The organism is Neobacillus sp. KR4-4 (assembly GCF_042136325.1).
Taxonomy (GTDB): Bacteria; Bacillota; Bacilli; order Bacillales; family Cytobacillaceae; genus Neobacillus.
Window position 1 is genome coordinate 256,307 of the sequence record NZ_JBHHJU010000002.1, and the last position, 17,107, is coordinate 273,413.

General features: G+C 38.8%; 16 protein-coding genes. 7 read left to right on the forward strand and 9 right to left on the reverse strand.

Translation table 11 applies throughout. The features are described 5' to 3' along the window. Positions 1 to 3 precede the first annotated feature (3 nt). Positions 4 to 1,236: a peptidase T gene (gene pepT / locus ACE198_RS02970; RefSeq protein WP_375374664.1), complete on the forward strand. Its 1,233-nt coding sequence runs from the start codon at positions 4 to 6 to the stop codon at positions 1,234 to 1,236. A 41-nt stretch (positions 1,237 to 1,277) separates the two neighbouring features. On the opposite strand, the gene ACE198_RS02975 is transcribed toward pepT, so the two are convergent. Then, complete coding sequence (locus ACE198_RS02975) at positions 1,278 to 2,219, reverse strand: phosphotransferase (protein WP_375374665.1); 942 nt, start codon at positions 2,217 to 2,219, stop codon at positions 1,278 to 1,280. Between the two features lie 158 nt (positions 2,220 to 2,377). Between ACE198_RS02975 and ACE198_RS02980 the strand changes: the two genes are divergently transcribed. Continuing rightward, positions 2,378 to 2,503 (forward strand): DUF4023 domain-containing protein, encoded by a 126-nt coding sequence (locus ACE198_RS02980; RefSeq protein ID WP_098571613.1) that lies wholly within the window; start codon positions 2,378 to 2,380, stop codon positions 2,501 to 2,503. A 49-nt stretch (positions 2,504 to 2,552) separates the two neighbouring features. Here the strand turns inward: ACE198_RS02980 and ACE198_RS02985 are convergent, their stop codons facing one another. From ACE198_RS02985 to ACE198_RS03000, 4 genes are all read right to left on the reverse strand, one after another. After that, positions 2,553 to 3,158, reverse strand: coding sequence for a hypothetical protein (locus ACE198_RS02985; protein ID WP_375374666.1), 606 nt, complete (start codon positions 3,156 to 3,158; stop codon positions 2,553 to 2,555). 11 nt (positions 3,159 to 3,169) lie between these two features. After that, a complete protein-coding gene (locus tag ACE198_RS02990; RefSeq protein ID WP_098571615.1) occupies positions 3,170 to 4,351 on the reverse strand; it encodes a ParM/StbA family protein in 1,182 nt (393 codons plus the stop codon). Between the two features lie 490 nt (positions 4,352 to 4,841). Then, positions 4,842 to 5,099 (reverse strand): hypothetical protein, encoded by a 258-nt coding sequence (locus ACE198_RS02995; protein ID WP_375374667.1) that lies wholly within the window; start codon positions 5,097 to 5,099, stop codon positions 4,842 to 4,844. A gap of 665 nt (positions 5,100 to 5,764) precedes the next feature. Then, positions 5,765 to 6,952: a L,D-transpeptidase family protein gene (locus ACE198_RS03000; protein WP_375374668.1), complete on the reverse strand. Its 1,188-nt coding sequence runs from the start codon at positions 6,950 to 6,952 to the stop codon at positions 5,765 to 5,767. 264 nt (positions 6,953 to 7,216) lie between these two features. Between ACE198_RS03000 and rluF the strand changes: the two genes are divergently transcribed. Both rluF and ACE198_RS03010 read left to right on the forward strand, forming a co-directional pair. After that, positions 7,217 to 7,924, forward strand: coding sequence for a 23S rRNA pseudouridine(2604) synthase RluF (gene rluF, locus ACE198_RS03005; RefSeq protein WP_098571618.1), 708 nt, complete (start codon positions 7,217 to 7,219; stop codon positions 7,922 to 7,924). Between the two features lie 32 nt (positions 7,925 to 7,956). Beyond that, positions 7,957 to 8,496, forward strand: coding sequence for a helix-turn-helix domain-containing protein (locus ACE198_RS03010; protein WP_098571619.1), 540 nt, complete (start codon positions 7,957 to 7,959; stop codon positions 8,494 to 8,496). An 81-nt stretch (positions 8,497 to 8,577) separates the two neighbouring features. On the opposite strand, the gene ACE198_RS03015 is transcribed toward ACE198_RS03010, so the two are convergent. Continuing rightward, on the reverse strand, positions 8,578 to 10,122 hold the full coding sequence (locus ACE198_RS03015; protein WP_375374669.1) for a flavin monoamine oxidase family protein: 1,545 nt from the start codon (positions 10,120 to 10,122) through the stop codon (positions 8,578 to 8,580). A gap of 324 nt (positions 10,123 to 10,446) precedes the next feature. On the opposite strand from ACE198_RS03015, the gene ACE198_RS03020 reads away from it, so the two are divergent. From ACE198_RS03020 to ACE198_RS03030, 3 genes are all read left to right on the forward strand, one after another. Continuing rightward, positions 10,447 to 11,364 carry an aldo/keto reductase gene (locus tag ACE198_RS03020; protein WP_375374670.1) on the forward strand — a complete coding sequence of 306 codons (918 nt, stop codon included), beginning with the start codon at positions 10,447 to 10,449 and terminating at the stop codon, positions 11,362 to 11,364. A gap of 364 nt (positions 11,365 to 11,728) precedes the next feature. Then, positions 11,729 to 12,319, forward strand: coding sequence for a 3D domain-containing protein (locus ACE198_RS03025; protein ID WP_375374671.1), 591 nt, complete (start codon positions 11,729 to 11,731; stop codon positions 12,317 to 12,319). Between the two features lie 216 nt (positions 12,320 to 12,535). Next, positions 12,536 to 13,327, forward strand: coding sequence for a 3D domain-containing protein (locus ACE198_RS03030; protein ID WP_375374672.1), 792 nt, complete (start codon positions 12,536 to 12,538; stop codon positions 13,325 to 13,327). A 59-nt stretch (positions 13,328 to 13,386) separates the two neighbouring features. Here the strand turns inward: ACE198_RS03030 and ACE198_RS03035 are convergent, their stop codons facing one another. From ACE198_RS03035 to ACE198_RS03045, 3 genes are read right to left on the reverse strand one after another with little or no spacing between them, the layout of a single operon-like run. Further along, entirely contained in the window at positions 13,387 to 14,493 is a 1,107-nt protein-coding gene (locus ACE198_RS03035; RefSeq protein WP_375374673.1) for a Ger(x)C family spore germination protein, read from the reverse strand. Beyond that, positions 14,490 to 15,584, reverse strand: coding sequence for a GerAB/ArcD/ProY family transporter (locus ACE198_RS03040; protein WP_375374674.1), 1,095 nt, complete (start codon positions 15,582 to 15,584; stop codon positions 14,490 to 14,492). The genes ACE198_RS03035 and ACE198_RS03040 overlap by 4 nt, the downstream gene beginning before the upstream one ends. Next, positions 15,581 to 17,071, reverse strand: a complete 1,491-nt coding sequence (locus tag ACE198_RS03045; protein ID WP_375374675.1) for a spore germination protein — start codon at positions 17,069 to 17,071, stop codon at positions 15,581 to 15,583. The genes ACE198_RS03040 and ACE198_RS03045 overlap by 4 nt, the downstream gene beginning before the upstream one ends. Between the last annotated feature and the right edge of the window lie 36 nt (positions 17,072 to 17,107).

A 17,107-nucleotide genomic window follows, 5' to 3' on the forward strand; every position in this document is an offset into this window, starting at 1 on the left:
GAATTGAAGAACGAACTGATTGAAAGATTTACTTCCTATGTTAAAGTGGACACCCAGTCCAATGAAAACAACGAAACTTGTCCATCCACCGAAGGTCAGTGGACACTAGCCCGCATGCTTGTTGAAGAATTACAAGCGATTGGGATGCAAGAAGTCACAATTGATGAAAATGCTTATGTGATGGCGACCTTACCGTCGAACACAGATAAAGAAGTCCCAACGATTGGCTTCCTCGCCCATGTTGATACAGCAACAGATTTTACTGGGAAAAACGTGAACCCGCAAATCGTTGAAAACTATGATGGGAACGAAATCGTCTTAAACGAGGCCCTTAAAGTCGTGATGTCACCGAAGGATTTCCCAAGTCTTCCTGACTATAAAGGTCACACTCTGATCACAACAGACGGCACAACGTTGCTAGGGGCAGACAACAAAGCCGGCATCACCGAAATCATGACCGCCATGGCTTATCTGTTGAATCATCCAGAAATTAAACACGGTAAGGTCCGCGTTGCGTTCACCCCAGATGAAGAAATCGGCAGGGGACCCCATAAGTTTGACGTTGCGGCCTTCAATGCCAAGCATGCTTATACCGTGGATGGCGGTCCGCTCGGAGAATTAGAATACGAGAGTTTCAATGCTGCGGCAGCAAAAGTTACGATCAAAGGAAACAACATTCACCCAGGCTCCGCAAAAGACAAAATGGTCAACTCGATGAAAATTGCGATGGAATTACATAGCAAGCTCCCAGCCCAGGAAGTACCCGAACATACCGAAGGATACGAGGGCTTCTTCCATCTATTAGCATTCAATGGTGATGTAGAACTGACCAAGCTCCACTACATCATCAGAGACCATGATATGGACAATTTCAAGGCCCGTAAGACATTAATGGAAAGCATCGTGAGTGAACTAAAGTCCAAATACGGCAACGACTCCATTCAACTCGAACTCAATGATCAATATTACAACATGGGTGAAAAAATTAAACCGGTGATGGAAATTGTTGATATTGCTCATGAAGCGATGGTGAGCCTTGGCATTACGCCAATTGTTAAACCAATCCGCGGCGGCACCGATGGCTCACAGCTTTCCTATATGGGTCTGCCGACACCGAATATTTTCACTGGCGGGGAAAATTTCCACGGCAAATTTGAATTTATTTCCGTGGATAATATGATTAAAGCCACTAACACTGTCATTGAAATCATCAAATTAACGGAACAAAAAGCATAACTAAAAAAGCTCGCTTTGACTAACTCAAAGTGAGCTTTCTTTCATAAAAGCAGTGCTGCAGCACATTGTCGAAGACTTGACACCGTTTCTTCAAACTGATTATTTAGTTGCTCAACAGACCATTTCCCGCCATTTCCCTTTTGATCCTTTTGTATCAATAACAGCATCCAAATTGAAAACACAGTTGACACTAAATAATACTCCGTAAAAAAACATTCCCGGTCATGCTCATATGTAACCAGATCAAGATACGTTCTCAAGATTCTTTCCCGCAATGGACTTGTTACTCTTTTCGGAAAAAGAGGATGGGACATATCAATCAGGTGGTACAGGTCCCAGTGTGGAGAATTAAGATGGGCGTGCTCCCAGTCTAAGATCTTCAATTCGGTACCAGCAACCGCAAAATTTCCGGTATGTAAATCGCCGTGGGTCAACACTTGAAGCTTTGACAACTGCCAATCACTTAGTTTCTCAAAAATAGCATCGACAAGTTCCTGCTCCATGGTCATATCAGACATTAAACGATATACTTCATTCTTCTTACCAAAGACCTCAGATATAATTTCCTCTATTCTTGGCTTCAATCCATTAAGTGGTACATCCCCCAATTGTTCAACCGGGAGAGAATGCCACCATGCAGTCCACTTTATGACATCTAATACTATCTCCTCATTAAATTCATGCGAGAGCTGACCGAGGTCCTCAAGAATCATCCAGTTCAGTTCGGTGCATTCATTTATGGAGTAAGAAATAATTTTTGGAAAAATGGCTGGGAAATGGGGGAGGATATGTTCATAAACCCAGACCTCTTTGCCTAATTGACCATTATTTGTTAGTGGTTTAAAAATATAGCTTGAATCCTGGGTCAGATAAAATCTTTCGACAAATCTCCCATTCATTCCTTTATAAAGGATTTCCTTTTTCAAAATTAACTTCTCATTTAAACCCCCGTTGGCCTCAACAATATTGTTAGGCAGCTCCATTAGCACACCACCAAATCTATTAATAGTTTAATAGAGTTATTTTTACTAAAAATATATTGGTAATCTTTATGCAAAACAAGTGAAATGCATTACTGAATATTTTCAAACAGCTTGGTCAAAATAACACTGGTTCGATTTTTTCAAGGAGGTTAGGCAGAATGGATAACCGTAGCACACATGAGTTTGTAGAACAGCTGCATGAAAAGCAGGCAAAAGATCAGAAAAATAAACAACGTCAAGCAACGAGTCAAAAAAGCCAAAGAATGCCGAATAAACAGCATTAATAAGAAAAGGGCCGGCCTCACACAATACGGTGAGGCTGGCCCTTTTAAATTACTTATTCATGTTTGCAAGAAAACCACCAAGTAGGTCGTCGATATCTAACTCGACTTCAGTTTCCTCTTCTTCAGGTGAAGGCTGCTTTTCTTTTGCATCTTCCCAGTCAAAATCACTAAGGTCATCATCCATATCGCTTAAGTCGATAGGGGTTGGTGGATCCTCCTTACCGGCAGCAATCTGAAGATAACTGTCATCTTTTTGGAGTTTCTCGGGAAATACTTCTTCCTGAAGATACAAAGCTTCATCGATATCGATTGAATGACTGTTTAATGATGCCAGCAGTGCAGTCGAACGAACTGGATCAGAAATCAGCTGATAAAGAATACTTCCCAGCAAGGCTTCTGAATGCTCATGCTTCAACCAATTCCGCTGGGCTTTCGTTAACTTGTGGGGGAGGGGGATCGTAATGGTCTCCTTTTCCCGCGAAACAGAACCACTCACACCTTGCATCACAAACTCGGCAATTTTACTAGAAAAATTCCTTCGCTCTGTATCCTTCAACTTTTGTAAATGCTTTAAGATATGGTCAGGTGTATCAGAGGGGATGCGAAAGGATATGGCTTGACCCCTCTGAACCTCATTTGAGGCTGGCTTTTTCATATATAATCACCTTATTTAGCTTTTACAGGTTCAACTCTAGGCGCTGGTTGTTGTTTTTCTGACTTTCGAACAAAGTCGATGATAAGTTTATAATAAGCGTTAGCCATCATCCAAATACTTTCTTTCTCATCTTCAAAGAAATCAATATTGTAACCGTCTAAATTGTTATTTAACGTTTTAAGATATTCCTTTAAGACATTAGCTCCGCCGCCAACAAAGTAGCAAATTTCTGTTTGGGAGTTTCTCTGCCAAACATTACGCAGCAAACGATATTGCTTTTTAGCTAGATCAAGCAAGATGCGGTCGGTAATATCATGTACGCTTGTCCGGCTTCCTTTTACCATAATATGATTGCGGTCACTCTTCTTCGTAATAATCTCAACTACATCACGGCGGCTATCGAGCTCAACGCCATGCTTTGTTCTAATTTCTTCGCGAATTGCTTCTAATGATTCTGAAACCCCTAGATTAAAGCCTTGAGCTTTATCATCATCAACATTACGATTTTTGATGACGGCGATATCTGTTGATAATCCACCGATATCTTGAATTAAGATGCGCTTATCAATTAGATCCTTATTGATGATTTTCCCGCTATTATCCAAAACAAGATTGATAAATGCAGCGAAACCTTCAGGATATACTTTTACTTCATCAAATTTAATATTAACTTTTAACCCTTGGTACTTTGGAGTGACAAGGAATTCAACTTGATGGACTGAACCTACTAGTTTAGAGCGGTAGCCGGCATCTTTTCCTTCTTTTACTTCGCGAAGGGGAAGACCTGTTCCTAGAGTATAATTGGCATCAATTATATTTTTAGTGCGCGGGAAAGCATTTGAGTTATTTTCCCTTACTGCGTCTAAAGCTAATGTTGCAAAGAGCATGATTAATGTTTGATCTTCTTCTGACTTGCTGCTGCCAGGGTCTAACTCAGTAGCATTAATACTTTTAGTAGCTAGATTACCAATACGGAAAATTCCGTTGTTCTCTTTTAAAGCAGGGGAGTGGACTTTGATGTGAATGCCATCTAATGGATTTTTATTATCAAGTTCTTCAATTCCAATAACAGGTCGATCTTCTGTATCTCTAGCAATAATGTTAGGAATATTTAATTCATATTCAAGTTCTCCGAAAATAGCCTTAATTGAGTCATTCCCTACATCAATAGCTGCAACTCTGGATTTAGTCATTAATATCATTCCTTTTCAATTTATAGATTTATTATTTTTTATACTGGGTATGTAATTCTAGTTCCTTCTCTTAGGTTATAGAAGATTAATAGATTCTTCAAGATTTCTTAGTAAAAAAAAATATAACTGTAATGATGTAAACAATATGTAAACTTTAGTGCGTTGTATACTTTTTTGTAAACACCGATGACAAATTTGTACACAAAGCTCCATATCAGAATGTGTACGGGTTTGTTTACATGTATACATAATTGTAAACATCAAGTGTACAACTTTGTAAACAAGTACACAATAATGTAAACTTACCATAATTCCTCATGGTTGATTCACTATTTCACTAAGTATAGTTCTAGACAAAAAATCATACCATCAAAGCGGAGCCTTACCGATCTAGGATAATGAGGAAGAAAAGGGGGGCCTAGTGTACTGACCTAAATTCATCGACCTAGCAGACCACACTATCCTTACTAAGATATAAGCTGTATTAACCTTATATGCGGATTACCGATCCAACCAACATCGTGACAAAGTGACCTTTAACCCCCAAAAATATCCTTGTACTTTTCCTTAAATAAATCTGACCCATTTGAATCATTACCTTCATCCTTCTCGAGATGACCCCACTGATTGTTGCTGAAGAGAGCCTGAGTGTTCTTTCTACCTCTTTCACACGTAGAAGTAGCAGCTTTCCCATTTTTCTTAGAGCTGCCCTGAGCGTTTTAATGATGTAGGATTGGAAGAATAACATTCCTCTAACCTCGCTATCCAACTTGAATTCACACAATAACGTTATCAAACTTCTGTATTCAATAATAACAACCAAATATACATGGTTTGGTTATACGGTGTATACCAGTTTGTCTACTTGAAAACATTTTTGTAAACACGAAGTATACAAAACGTAAACTTGTATGCAAATTGGTAAACACGTCTACAAATTTGAATACAAGTCCTATAACTTCTTAAAAACCTCAAGTCTTTGTTCTTTAATCCTTACTCATTCACACATACATACTCCATCGAAGTTGAACATAATCATCAAATGAAGGGAAAAGGGGATAGTCCTTTATCCATCATTTATGACGCCAGCATCCAAATTTTCACGACATAGAGGTAATACCATTTCCCCTTGTAATCAGTAAACTAACATCATTTTATTGTCCCAATGTTATTAAGATATTTGTAAACAAAGATTACAAATCTGTATACACAGCGCTATTACTTGATGTGTACTAGTTTGTCTACATGTTTACGCTTTTGTAAACGCAAAGTATACATAATGTAAACATGTAGACAAAAATGTAAACCAGCGATTTATCTTTCTTTTTTAGGTCAATATTACAAAAAAACACCTCATGGAGGCGCTTTAAGAGGTCTATTAATCTATAAGGTAATTTATCCTATAAACTCTATTCACCCTTCACTCATCGCACTGGCAACCATATCTTCACTTACGTAAAGGTAATACCATTTCTCCTTGTAATTCAACCAGCCAGTCACGACGGACTCATGGCTGGATAATTTGTACCTTTCTGCTAAAACATTTGCCCCCTCCAATTCGGTATTTTCGCTTTTGTCGAGATAATCCCACTGAATATTGTTAACGAGTTCCTGTGTATTTTTCATTACACCTTGATCATTAAGGAAATACCATCTGCCTTCAGAGTTGATCCAACCTGTTTTCATCAGCCCTGTATCATCGAAATAGTACCATTCTCCCCTATCAGCAAGCCAGCCTGTTTTCATTGCACCGCTTTGATCAAGATAATACCGATTCGCATCCACCGATAACCAGCCGGTTTGCAGCTCCCCCTTATTATCTAGATAATAATTCTTTCCGTTGTCAGCAATCCAGCCCTTTCTCATCACACCCGTTTGGTCGAGATAGTACTTCTTACCGTCTTTTTCGAGCCAGCCGGTTTTCATGACACCTTTTTTATTGAGATAATATTTCTGTCCATTCTGGGTAAGCCAGCCAGTCTGCATAACCCCTTTATCATTAAAGAAATAGCTTTCCCCACTGATCGATTGCCAGCCGGTTTTTACTTCACCATCAACATAATAATACTTGTTCCCGCTTAGTTCAGCCCAGCCGTTCCCGTATCCGTTCGCTTTGGCAATGGAATCAAAGCTGCTATCGGTATGGGTGATGATAACTGATGTATATTTACTAACGTGGCTATAGAGCCAGCGTACTTCTGAATTGTGCATCCGAATGCAGCCTGAGCTGGCATAGGTACCAATTGAATTTTCATTGGCGTTCCCATGAATTGCATAGGTTGTCCCATAGGTACCTCTTGCTTCCAATCCCATCCAGCGGTTACCTAAAGGGTTCCGTGGATCTCCTCCTGGGATTTTCAATTTATAATAGGGCCGATTAACGATTTTCGTAACAATTCTAAATTTGCCTTCCGGAGTAAGTGATCTGGTTCGACCTGTAGCCACTCTAAATGTTTTAACTAGTTTTCCACTATCATAAAAGGCAAGAGTGTTGGTCTTCTTATTAATAATAATTAGCTGTGAACCGCCACTAGCATCTGCTTGACTCGTAAATAGGAATATACTAAACAACAAAACAAAAATAATAGAAAGTTTTTTCATCGTAATCTCCCCAATTTATGTCATTATTACTAATAAAAGTAACATACGTAATCAGAATATTTTGTCAAAAAATCAAAGGAAAAGTAATCCTACTTACCTGTTTTTTAAGAAATTTAATCGGAAATTCTCTCTCTATTCGACAATCTTCTCTCTACATTAAAAGATAAATATCTCCTCTACCTGGTGTCAGGCACCAGAAGGACTTGAAAAAACAGTGGCAGTTGGGTATGGTAAAAATACAATTCTCCATTTAGGGTGTGTATCATGCGTATTAATAAGTTTATTAGCGAGTCTGGGAAGGCATCTAGAAGAGGGGCCGATAAGTTAGTTAGTGAAGGAAAGGTTACGATTAATGGGCAAGTGGCGGTAATGGGCAGTCAAGTGGAACCGGGGGATGATGTTCGAATCAACGGGAGCCAGATTAAAGTTGCCCATAATTATGTCTATATCGCCTTAAATAAACCGGTCGGAATTACGAGTACGACGGAAAGGCATATCAAGGGAAATATCATTGATTTAGTCAACCATCCCTTACGAATCTTCCATATTGGACGATTGGATAAGGATTCTGACGGCCTCATCCTTCTAACGAACGATGGTGATATAGTTAATGAAATTTTACGTGCCGAAAATAAGCATGAAAAGGAATATATCGTTACCGTCGACAAACCGATTACTCCTGAATTTTTACAGAAGATGGCGGCCGGGGTTGAAATTCTCGATACAAAGACACTTCCATGTAAAGTAACCCAACTATCTAAATATGTATTTCAAATCATCTTAACACAAGGGTTAAATCGCCAAATCCGCCGGATGTGCTCAGCTCTCGGCTACGGGGTTGTCCGCTTGCAGCGGACAAGGATCATGAACATCCATTTAGGCAACCTGCCGATTGGACAGTGGCGTGACTTATCGAAAAAAGAAAAGAATCAATTATTTTCTGACTTAAATTACCAGCCGAAAGAATGGTAAGCTAGAATAAACGATCACCAGAGGTGAATCATTTGGAAATCGGAGCAAAAATTCGTGCGATACGAAATCGAAAGAGAATCACCATTGCGCAAATGTGTGAAGGAACAGGGCTGTCTAAAGGATTTATCAGCAATGTTGAAAACAATAATACCTCTCCATCTATTAGCACGCTGCAAACAATTGCAACCTTTCTTGGGGTTCCTTTACCGTATTTATTATTAGAAAAAAAAGAGCATATGCGGGTTGTTAGAAAAAATGAACGGACTCACTCCACTTTTAACCACTTAAAGATTGAACATTTAACCTCTAAAGGCGGCTTAAGAATGATGCTTGTCGAATTTCCTGCGGGCGCTTCTATGGGTGAATTAAATGCTCATGAAGGAGAAGAGTGTCATTTGGTGTTAGAAGGAAAAGTCCTAGCAGAACAAGGCGAGGACTCCATGATCATTGAAGAAGGGGATTCCTTCAGCTGGAACGCTAGTGTACCCCATTTTGTTAAAAATATTGGTGATGGAAAAGCAGTTGTCCTCATTTCGATTTATTCTGATAGTGAACTAAGAGACATTTTTTAATGTAACCCACTCCCTATTCAAAAAAAGGCTGACAAATAGGAACCAGCAGCTTCCATATATGTTAGCCTTTTATTTATGTTCCTACTGTATTTTCAAATCTCGGATGACCTCTTGTGCAGCCCTCTCACCCGTCTCGACTGCACCATTCAAATACCCTGGATACTTGATTGATGTGTGCTCACCGGCAAAAAAGATATTCCCTTCCCTTTCCCCTAAAATACCAGCGAATTTCGTATACTGCCCTACCCTCCAATACGAATAGGCCCCTTTGCTCCATTGATTACTAAGCCAATGGTCGATGGTGGCTAACCCGTTCCAATTATTAACGCTGCCTGGCAATACAGGTTCTAGTTTGTCCAAAAAGTTACGCGTCGTCTCTATTAATTTTTCGTCTGTGACTGCAAATTGCTGAGCCGCATTTTTACCACCTGTATAATTAACCAGAATCCCCGATAGACCTGGTTGAGCCCGTGATGATTCAAACGTTTGCTGATAGCCTGTGTCCGCAAATGTTTCGCCATTATTTCCAAGTTCATTCCAAAATCGATTGGTAAATTGAACATGATGCTTTGTATTGATGCCCATTCCAAGCTCTTCAATCGCCACCGCCTTTAATGGGCAAAATCTTGCATTCTGATAATCTATCGTTTTTAAAATACTAACTGGGATAGCAATAATTACTTTATCCGCTATGACCTCCCATTCTTTTTCATTATTTTTAAAAACCAGCTTTATCTTCTGATGACTGTGCTGGTCTATTTTGATTAGTTCAGCATTATAATGGATTTGTCCGTGAAGCTTTTTTGCTAATATGGCAGGGATTTGATCATTGCCACCGCAAATATGAAAACATTCGTCTGAATCTCCGTACATTTGAAAGTTCATTTTTTCTACAGCCCCTAACATATAAAGAAGATTTAGTGCACTCTGCTCACTGGCGTCTGCTCCAAATTCAACGGAATAGGCCAAGGCTAATAACTTGCCAAAACGAGAACTGATGCCTCCAGGTACCGTTTCATTGATATAGTCAACAATCGACAGATGATCCAGCTCATATCCTCGTTCCGTATAACAATTATAAAGAGTCGTTTCACCCGCTTCTTTCAGATCCCTTTGTAGTTGGGGGAGGATTTTGATAAAATCATCGGTTACTTCCTGAAAGGAATACGGACGTTGATCAAAAAAATAAAATGGCTTGGTACCAATGGCCTCTGACATGATTAAATGGTCTAATTTTAAGCCTAATTCTTTCGCAAGGTCCTGGATCTCCGTATGGCACGTATCGATCAATTCCCCCCCGCGCTCGACCATTTGATTGTCTTTGAAATAATTCCTCCTTGTCCAACAACGTCCGCCAACACGTTCAGACGCTTCATAAATTGTTGCTATGATCCCCGCCTGTTTTAGACGGTACGCGCATGTGAGACCCGCCAAACCTGCTCCCACAATGACAATCCTTTGATTCAATTGCACACCGTTATGCACCATATCGTGTGTAAGAAAAGTATCTTGTGAATGATTATGTTTTAGTGTAAAAGCTTGTCCAGTACCAGATTGTTTGTCCATTTCAGAACCTGCCATCGCAAATGATTTCTGCAGTATACTTGCTAATGGTGTTCGTGCCAAGAAAAACCAGCCCCTTTTGCAAAAATAAAGCCATGCTAAATGATTGATTAGCTATCGCCGGATAGTACTTATCAATAAAATATGCACGGCGTTTTAATCTGCCTGAGACAAGTAGCCGGTTCCTTAATAATTTTATTCCCGAAAAAGACTGTTGCTTCTACAGAAATAGAAACTCCTATTGTGTTAAAAATTGCTATACATTCATCGTGTGTGACAAAATAAGGAGGGAATGGGTCTGGTAATGTTGCCGGAAGCAAAAATTAAATAATCCATTTACATATCGGCATCATTCACCAAAAATCACATATTGGAGGGAAATAGTTGATGAGAACCATGAAACTCGGAAGCAGTTCTTTAGAAGTGCCCGTCGTAGCTGTTGGGTGTATGCGTATTAACTCGCTAGAGAAGAAAGAGTCAGAGCATTTTATTCAATCTGCCTTAGAAGAAGGGGCAAACTTCTTTGATCATGCCGACATTTATGGCGGCGGCGTATGTGAGGAAATTTTTGCAGATGCGATCCACATGAATGCAAATATTCGCGAGAACATTATTTTGCAATCTAAATGCGGGATCCGTAAGGGCATGTTTGATTTTTCTAAAGAATATATTTTGGAATCTGTCGATGGGATATTAAAACGATTGAGGACTGAATATCTCGATGTACTGCTTTTGCATCGCCCGGATGCACTTGTCGAGCCTGAGGAAGTGGCTGAGGCCTTCGATATCCTTGAAACTTCTGGAAAGGTCCGTCATTTTGGCGTTTCCAACCAAAATCCAATGCAGATCCAATTGCTTAAAAAGTTTGTGAAGCAGCCACTCGTAGCTAACCAGCTGCAATTAAGTATTACGAACGCTACAATGATCTCAAATGGAATTAATGTCAACATGGAGAATGATTCTGCGATAAACCGGGATGGAAGCGTTCTCGATTATTGCCGTTTGAACGATATCACCATCCAACCCTGGTCCCCATTCCAATACGGATTCTTTGAAGGCGTTTTCCTTGGAAGCGAAAAGTTTCCGGAATTGAACCAGCAGATTGATGAAATTGCCGCTACATATGGAGTCAGCAGCACTACCATCGCAATCGCCTGGCTACTACGCCATCCAGCCCATATGCAGCCAGTCATCGGGACAATGAATATCGACAGATTAAAGGACTGCTGCAAAGCAAGTGACATACAATTAACTCGTGAGGAATGGTATCGTATTTATCGCGCCGCCGGCAATATTCTTCCGTAAAGTAACGTTTTGTCGAATACCATGAGTCGTTAATGTGCTGATTAGAACATCGGAGAAATGAAATCGGACTAAAATACGTAGGTAAATATACCCAACCCCTATTGTTAGATGATGATTCTTATGTAATTTGTAACATAATTGTAATAAACGAAAATTAAGCTCAGTAGTTGTCACTACTGGGCTTTTATCATTTAAAGGCAGTAAAATAGTCCCGTTTTCAGATTATTAGGTAAACTGCGAAATATTATTGCAATATAATTGCCATAGATGTAAAGCTTTTAACATTTTCCTGTTCTTTGTTTCAGCAAAATCCATGTTACGATAAGGAAAAATTAGCTGCCAAAAAGAACAGGGAGGGTAAACAATGCTAAAAACATTTAAAACATTGATAGCAGTTGCTGTACTCTCAGTAACTGTCAGTGCTAATGTACAAGCCGCAACGATAACTGTAAAACAAGACAATACCCGATGGGATCAATATAATCAAACCTTAGAAAATATCCAAAAGGATGCGGATATGCTTGAAACAGATATACCTGTGAATCCTGCGGCACCAGCCGTTACTGAACCATTCCCGGTATCTGCAAAACCCGTTATTGCACAAGCAAAAAAGAAAAGTACACCTGTCATAAAAGTAACTAGCAGTAAAAGTAAAAGTAAAAGTGCAAAGGAAATTACCGTGAAGGCCACTGCCTATACAGCTTCATGTGAAGGATGTTCAGGAATTACCAAGACCGGTATTAATATCAAAGATAACCCAGATGAAAAGGTCATCGCTGTTGACCCATCTGTCATTCCTCTGGGCAGTAAGGTTTATGTAGAAGGCTTTGGTGAAGCGATTGCCGCAGATACAGGCAGCGCAATCAAAGGAAATCGAATTGACGTGTTTATTCCATCTGAACAGGATGCGATTGATTTTGGTGTAAAAAAATTAAAGGTGACTATCTTAAATTAACACCAAAGAGAGAACCGTCCAAATATCCAGACAATACACTGCAGACACTACTTTTTCCTATAGTGTAGCAGTGTTTTTTATTTGTCCTTAGAAATATTATTGCAATATAAATGCCATGTATGTAAAGGATTTAACATCTCTCTGTTCTTTGTTTCAGAAAATTCTATGTTACTATTTAGAAAACTTAGCAACCAAAGAACATGGAGGGTAAAAGAAATGCTTAAAAGAATACTATCAATTTTAGCAGTTGCTGTACTCTCAGTAACTGTAAGTGCTAATGTACAAGCTGCAACGATTACTGTACAAAAAGGGGATACCCTTTGGGATCTTTCACGCGAAAATAATATATCTTTAGAAAATATCCAAACGGTGAATAATCTAACCACGGACCTAATTTTCCCTGGTGATCAATTAACAATTGCTCCAGAAAAACATTATACTGTTAAAAAAGGTGATGCATTATGGGACATCGCCATGGATTATCAAGTAACTGTTCCGCAACTTAAAGAATGGAACAAATTAACTACCGATCTCATCCATCCTGGATTAAATCTATTAATCTATGAGGGTTTAAATACTACTACAACTACTTCTACTAAGGTTGTAACAGAAAAACCTGTTAAGCAAGCCGTACAAAAAGAACCTGCAAAGCCGACTGCACAGGCACCAAAGGAAAGTGAACCTAAGGTGGAAGCTGCGTCAACAGAAAATAAGAGTTCAAAGGAAATAACTGTGAGAGCTACAGCTTACACAGCTTCATGTGAGGGATGTTCTGGCACTACCGCTACTGGAATTAACCTAAAGGCAAACCCAGATAAGAAAGTGATTGCCGTTGACCCATCTGTTATACCACTTGGCAGTAAAGTGTATGTAGAAGGCTATGGTGAAGCAATCGCTGGAGATACTGGCGGTGCAATTAAAGGAAACAGAATTGATGTCTTTATTCCTTCCCATCAAGATGCCGTTGAGTTTGGTGTAAAACAATTAAAGGTAACTATTATAGACTAATCAGTCAAAAAAATGCCACCCTTTATTTATAGAGGGATGGCATTTTTTATTGTAACATTCTAATATACATTCCCAGTTTTTATGATGTTTACCTTTACGTTCGGCTCAAATTGGACATTTTTATATTCGTCTTCCCAATTGATTTTCTTCCATAATTCAGGGTGAAAACTAGAGATTTGTCTTCCAATTCCCAATGCATCACAATTGGATTTTAATAATGTGTCGGTGACCTCCTTTGCTTGTTTGGTTAATTCCTTTGAAAGATCTTGATTTAGTTTTTTGATGTTTAGCCCCTTTTTAATATCCTGAGGATAGCTAAGTATTTCAATATTCATTTTGAGATTAATTTTGAAAGTAATTTTCTGATTCTTATCCACTTGGACTTCTAAGTTCCTTTTTATATCCCTCGTTGCAAACGATATGGATCGGCGGCTGCTGCTTGGGCCTAGCATTAAAACCATATTATTCGTCGTATTTAATTGATCCATTAAGGGTAATAATATACTGCTTTTTTCTTTTGATAATGTTGTACCTGTATATTTATCACCATTAAATAAAGCTACTCCATACACTTCCACTTTATTCGACTCAACTCTTTCAAGATAGGGTAAAATCATATCTTTACCAGGATCTAATATGTTATTCCAAACTCTAAAGACTGTTTTATTCGGTATAACCGTATCCGCTTGTGCACCCTTCAGTAATTGCAAAATAACGAAGGCAATTGGGCTTTTTTCCTTTTCCATAGAAAGAATATCTTTCCCCTTACCTTTACTTATAACAATTTTGGCGGACAAATTAGAATCCATTTTTCGGTACATAAATTCAACGAATGGGTGGATTCCTTTTTTCGCCAGCTCCTCACCTATTATGATTATGTGCGCTTTACCAGCATCTATTACACCCGATATTTTACTGTCTACATCTAACCCTAAACCAACTACAGTTGGTCTAACCGATTCAACTAACTCATCCTGTACCTCGAATTGACCTGCTCCTTTATTTTGTATGTATAATGCTCTTACAGCCCCCTCAATCTTCCCCTCTTCGTTAAGATCGAAACTAACTCCGTTTAACAATGTTCGATTTACTAGCTGCCGCTGATCCCAACAGCCAGTCAACAGAATGGAAGTGATTAGTAAAATCATGAGGACTATTTTTCTCATACAGATTCACTCATTTCATGCTTTTTCAATAACAACGAAAGAATTAATAGCAAGATCGGGATCAAAAAGACGACCAGATAACTTAAATAATAGACATATTTGTTAAAAAGATTAATCATGGCATCATCATTAGGAATCAAGGTAATCAAAAAAACAATGAGTCCATTTACTAAGACGGCTTTAGGATAGTTCTTCTTATCTACATTTAAACTCTTACAAGCAAAAAATAAATAGGCGATGACGGAAGTAGTCATCGGAACAATCCATATCGATAGAAAAATAAGATCGACACGATCGACCACATTATATGCGATTCCCCTTAGTAAATTTACAATAGGCTCTCTCATTTGTGCCAATTGACCGGTAGTAAAATGGATGAGAGTTAAGAACATAAAATAAGTGTAAAACATGGTGATGAAAAGGTTGGCCATTGATATGGTCTTTAATACTCCTTTTTTATTTTCAATAATAAATGGGAAGAAAAACAGCAGTCCTTCGAATCCCAGCATGGCGAGTAGTGAATTTTTACTTCCCACTATCATATTTTTTAATCCCGAACTGCCCAGCGGAAGTATGTATTGAAACTCTCTCGGGGTAAACCAGCTTAAACAGGTGGTAAGCCATAATAGCAGGATTAACGAAGATGCCAGTACAAAGAATCTTGCAATGATCCTCAAATCACTAATTGCTAAATAGATACAAGCAGTCAAAATAAGCAATGATATGATCCAACTTGGTGTTAACGGTAATAACCACAAATTAACGATTTTAATCAGTAATATCGTCGCCAGGCCTCCGACAAGGATGAAATATATATAGATGAACAAGTTTAGCAACTTCCCCAAATAATTCCCTAGTATCTTTTTAGTTATTTCCGTATAGATCAGCTTTGGAAATCGTTTTAATAAATGCCAATAGATAAAAAGCATAACTTGTACTGCCAATCCCGCAAGAAGAGTAGATATCCATCCGTCTCCTTTGGCTGATGACTGCACGGTATTAGGCAATGATAATAACCCCACACCAATTTGAGATTGAATCAAAATAAAAAACAGCTGAAATCTTGTAATAGACTGATCGCTTTTCATCATTTCTTCTTCCACCCCCTTGTTCGTCCTTGTTGTTTTGTAAACACTGGTCTAGCATCTGTGGGACGGGTATTTAATTTCCAGTGTGGAAGCCTTATGAACGAATCTTTAAGATCCTCCTTCTTAAATGGGGCAAATGGGGAAAAATAGGGTGATCCAAAAGAATCTAATTTACTTAAATGCATAAAGATGATCATTAACACAAAGACGATTCCAAAAAAACCAAAGCATGTAGCAGCCAGCATTGTTGGAAACCCTAATAATCGTGCACTAGTCCCCATTTCATTGATAGGTGCCACAAATGAGGAAATGGCTGTAAACCCAATCACAACAATCATCATATTAGACACAATATGAGCATCTACTACTGCTGTCCCAATGACTAATCCCCCAACAATCCCGATGGTTTGAGCGATAGGCGAAGGCAGGCGAACGGAAGCCTCTTTTAATAATTCTAAAATAACCAACATGGTTAAGGCTTCCACAAGCGGAGGAAAGGGAACAAACTCTAAGGAGGTCCTGATGGAGTATAAAATGCCAATCGGAAGGACTTCTGAATGAAAGGAAACAATAGCAATGTAAATAGCAGGCAGGCTAATGGCAATAATAAAACTCACAATGCGGATTAAACGAAAGAAGGAACCCACAATCCATCTGCTATTATAGTCATCAGGTGTTTGAAAAAAGGAAAAAAAAGTAATAGGGACGACTAGCACACGAGGATTCCCATCGACAATGATAGCAATTTTCCCTTCCGTTATATACGAAACCACTCGATCTGGCCTTTCCGTAGCTAATATTTGTGGAAATGGGGAAAAGGGATGATCCTCAATCAGCTCCTCTAGTTCACCAGCTGAATAAAGCTGATCCATCTCAATAGAAGTTAATCTCCGCTCCACTTCATCAATAAGCTCTCGATTTGCCAGATTTTCTAAATAGACCATCCCCACTTTCGTATTAGAAATGTTTCCAATCGTAAAGTATTTCACCTTTAACTGTGGACTTTTAATCCGCACTCTTAAAAGTTGGAGATTCGGACTAAAACCTTCAACAAAACCATCATAAGAACTTTTAACGCTCCGCTCGTTCGTTGCTTCCTGAATAGCCCTTCCTTCTATTCCTCCTACTGAAGCCAAATAAGCTTGAGGGTCGTCTTCTAACAAAATTAAGCAAAACCCGTCTAATAAATTTTTGCCTGATTCTGTTACTTCGGAAGTCCTTTTGACTTCGGCTGCACGGACTGTTTTTTCAATCTCGCTTTCCTTCGCTTCTAATGTAGGTTCAATAATGGAAGATTGGAGAAGTTCTTTATTCACCAGCGGTTCAAGATATAAAATGACACACTTATGGTTAGAAAATAGTAGTTCTTTTTGCATCAAATCTTCTGTATGACAAAAATACTCTTGTATTTTTTTTATATTTTCCTCGATATCATTTGAGAGGTCATTAGAACGGCTTAATAAAGAAGAATTCTGCTTAAAGAAACTCATCTCTGAAAACTCCTTAAAAGACTGATATTTACTATT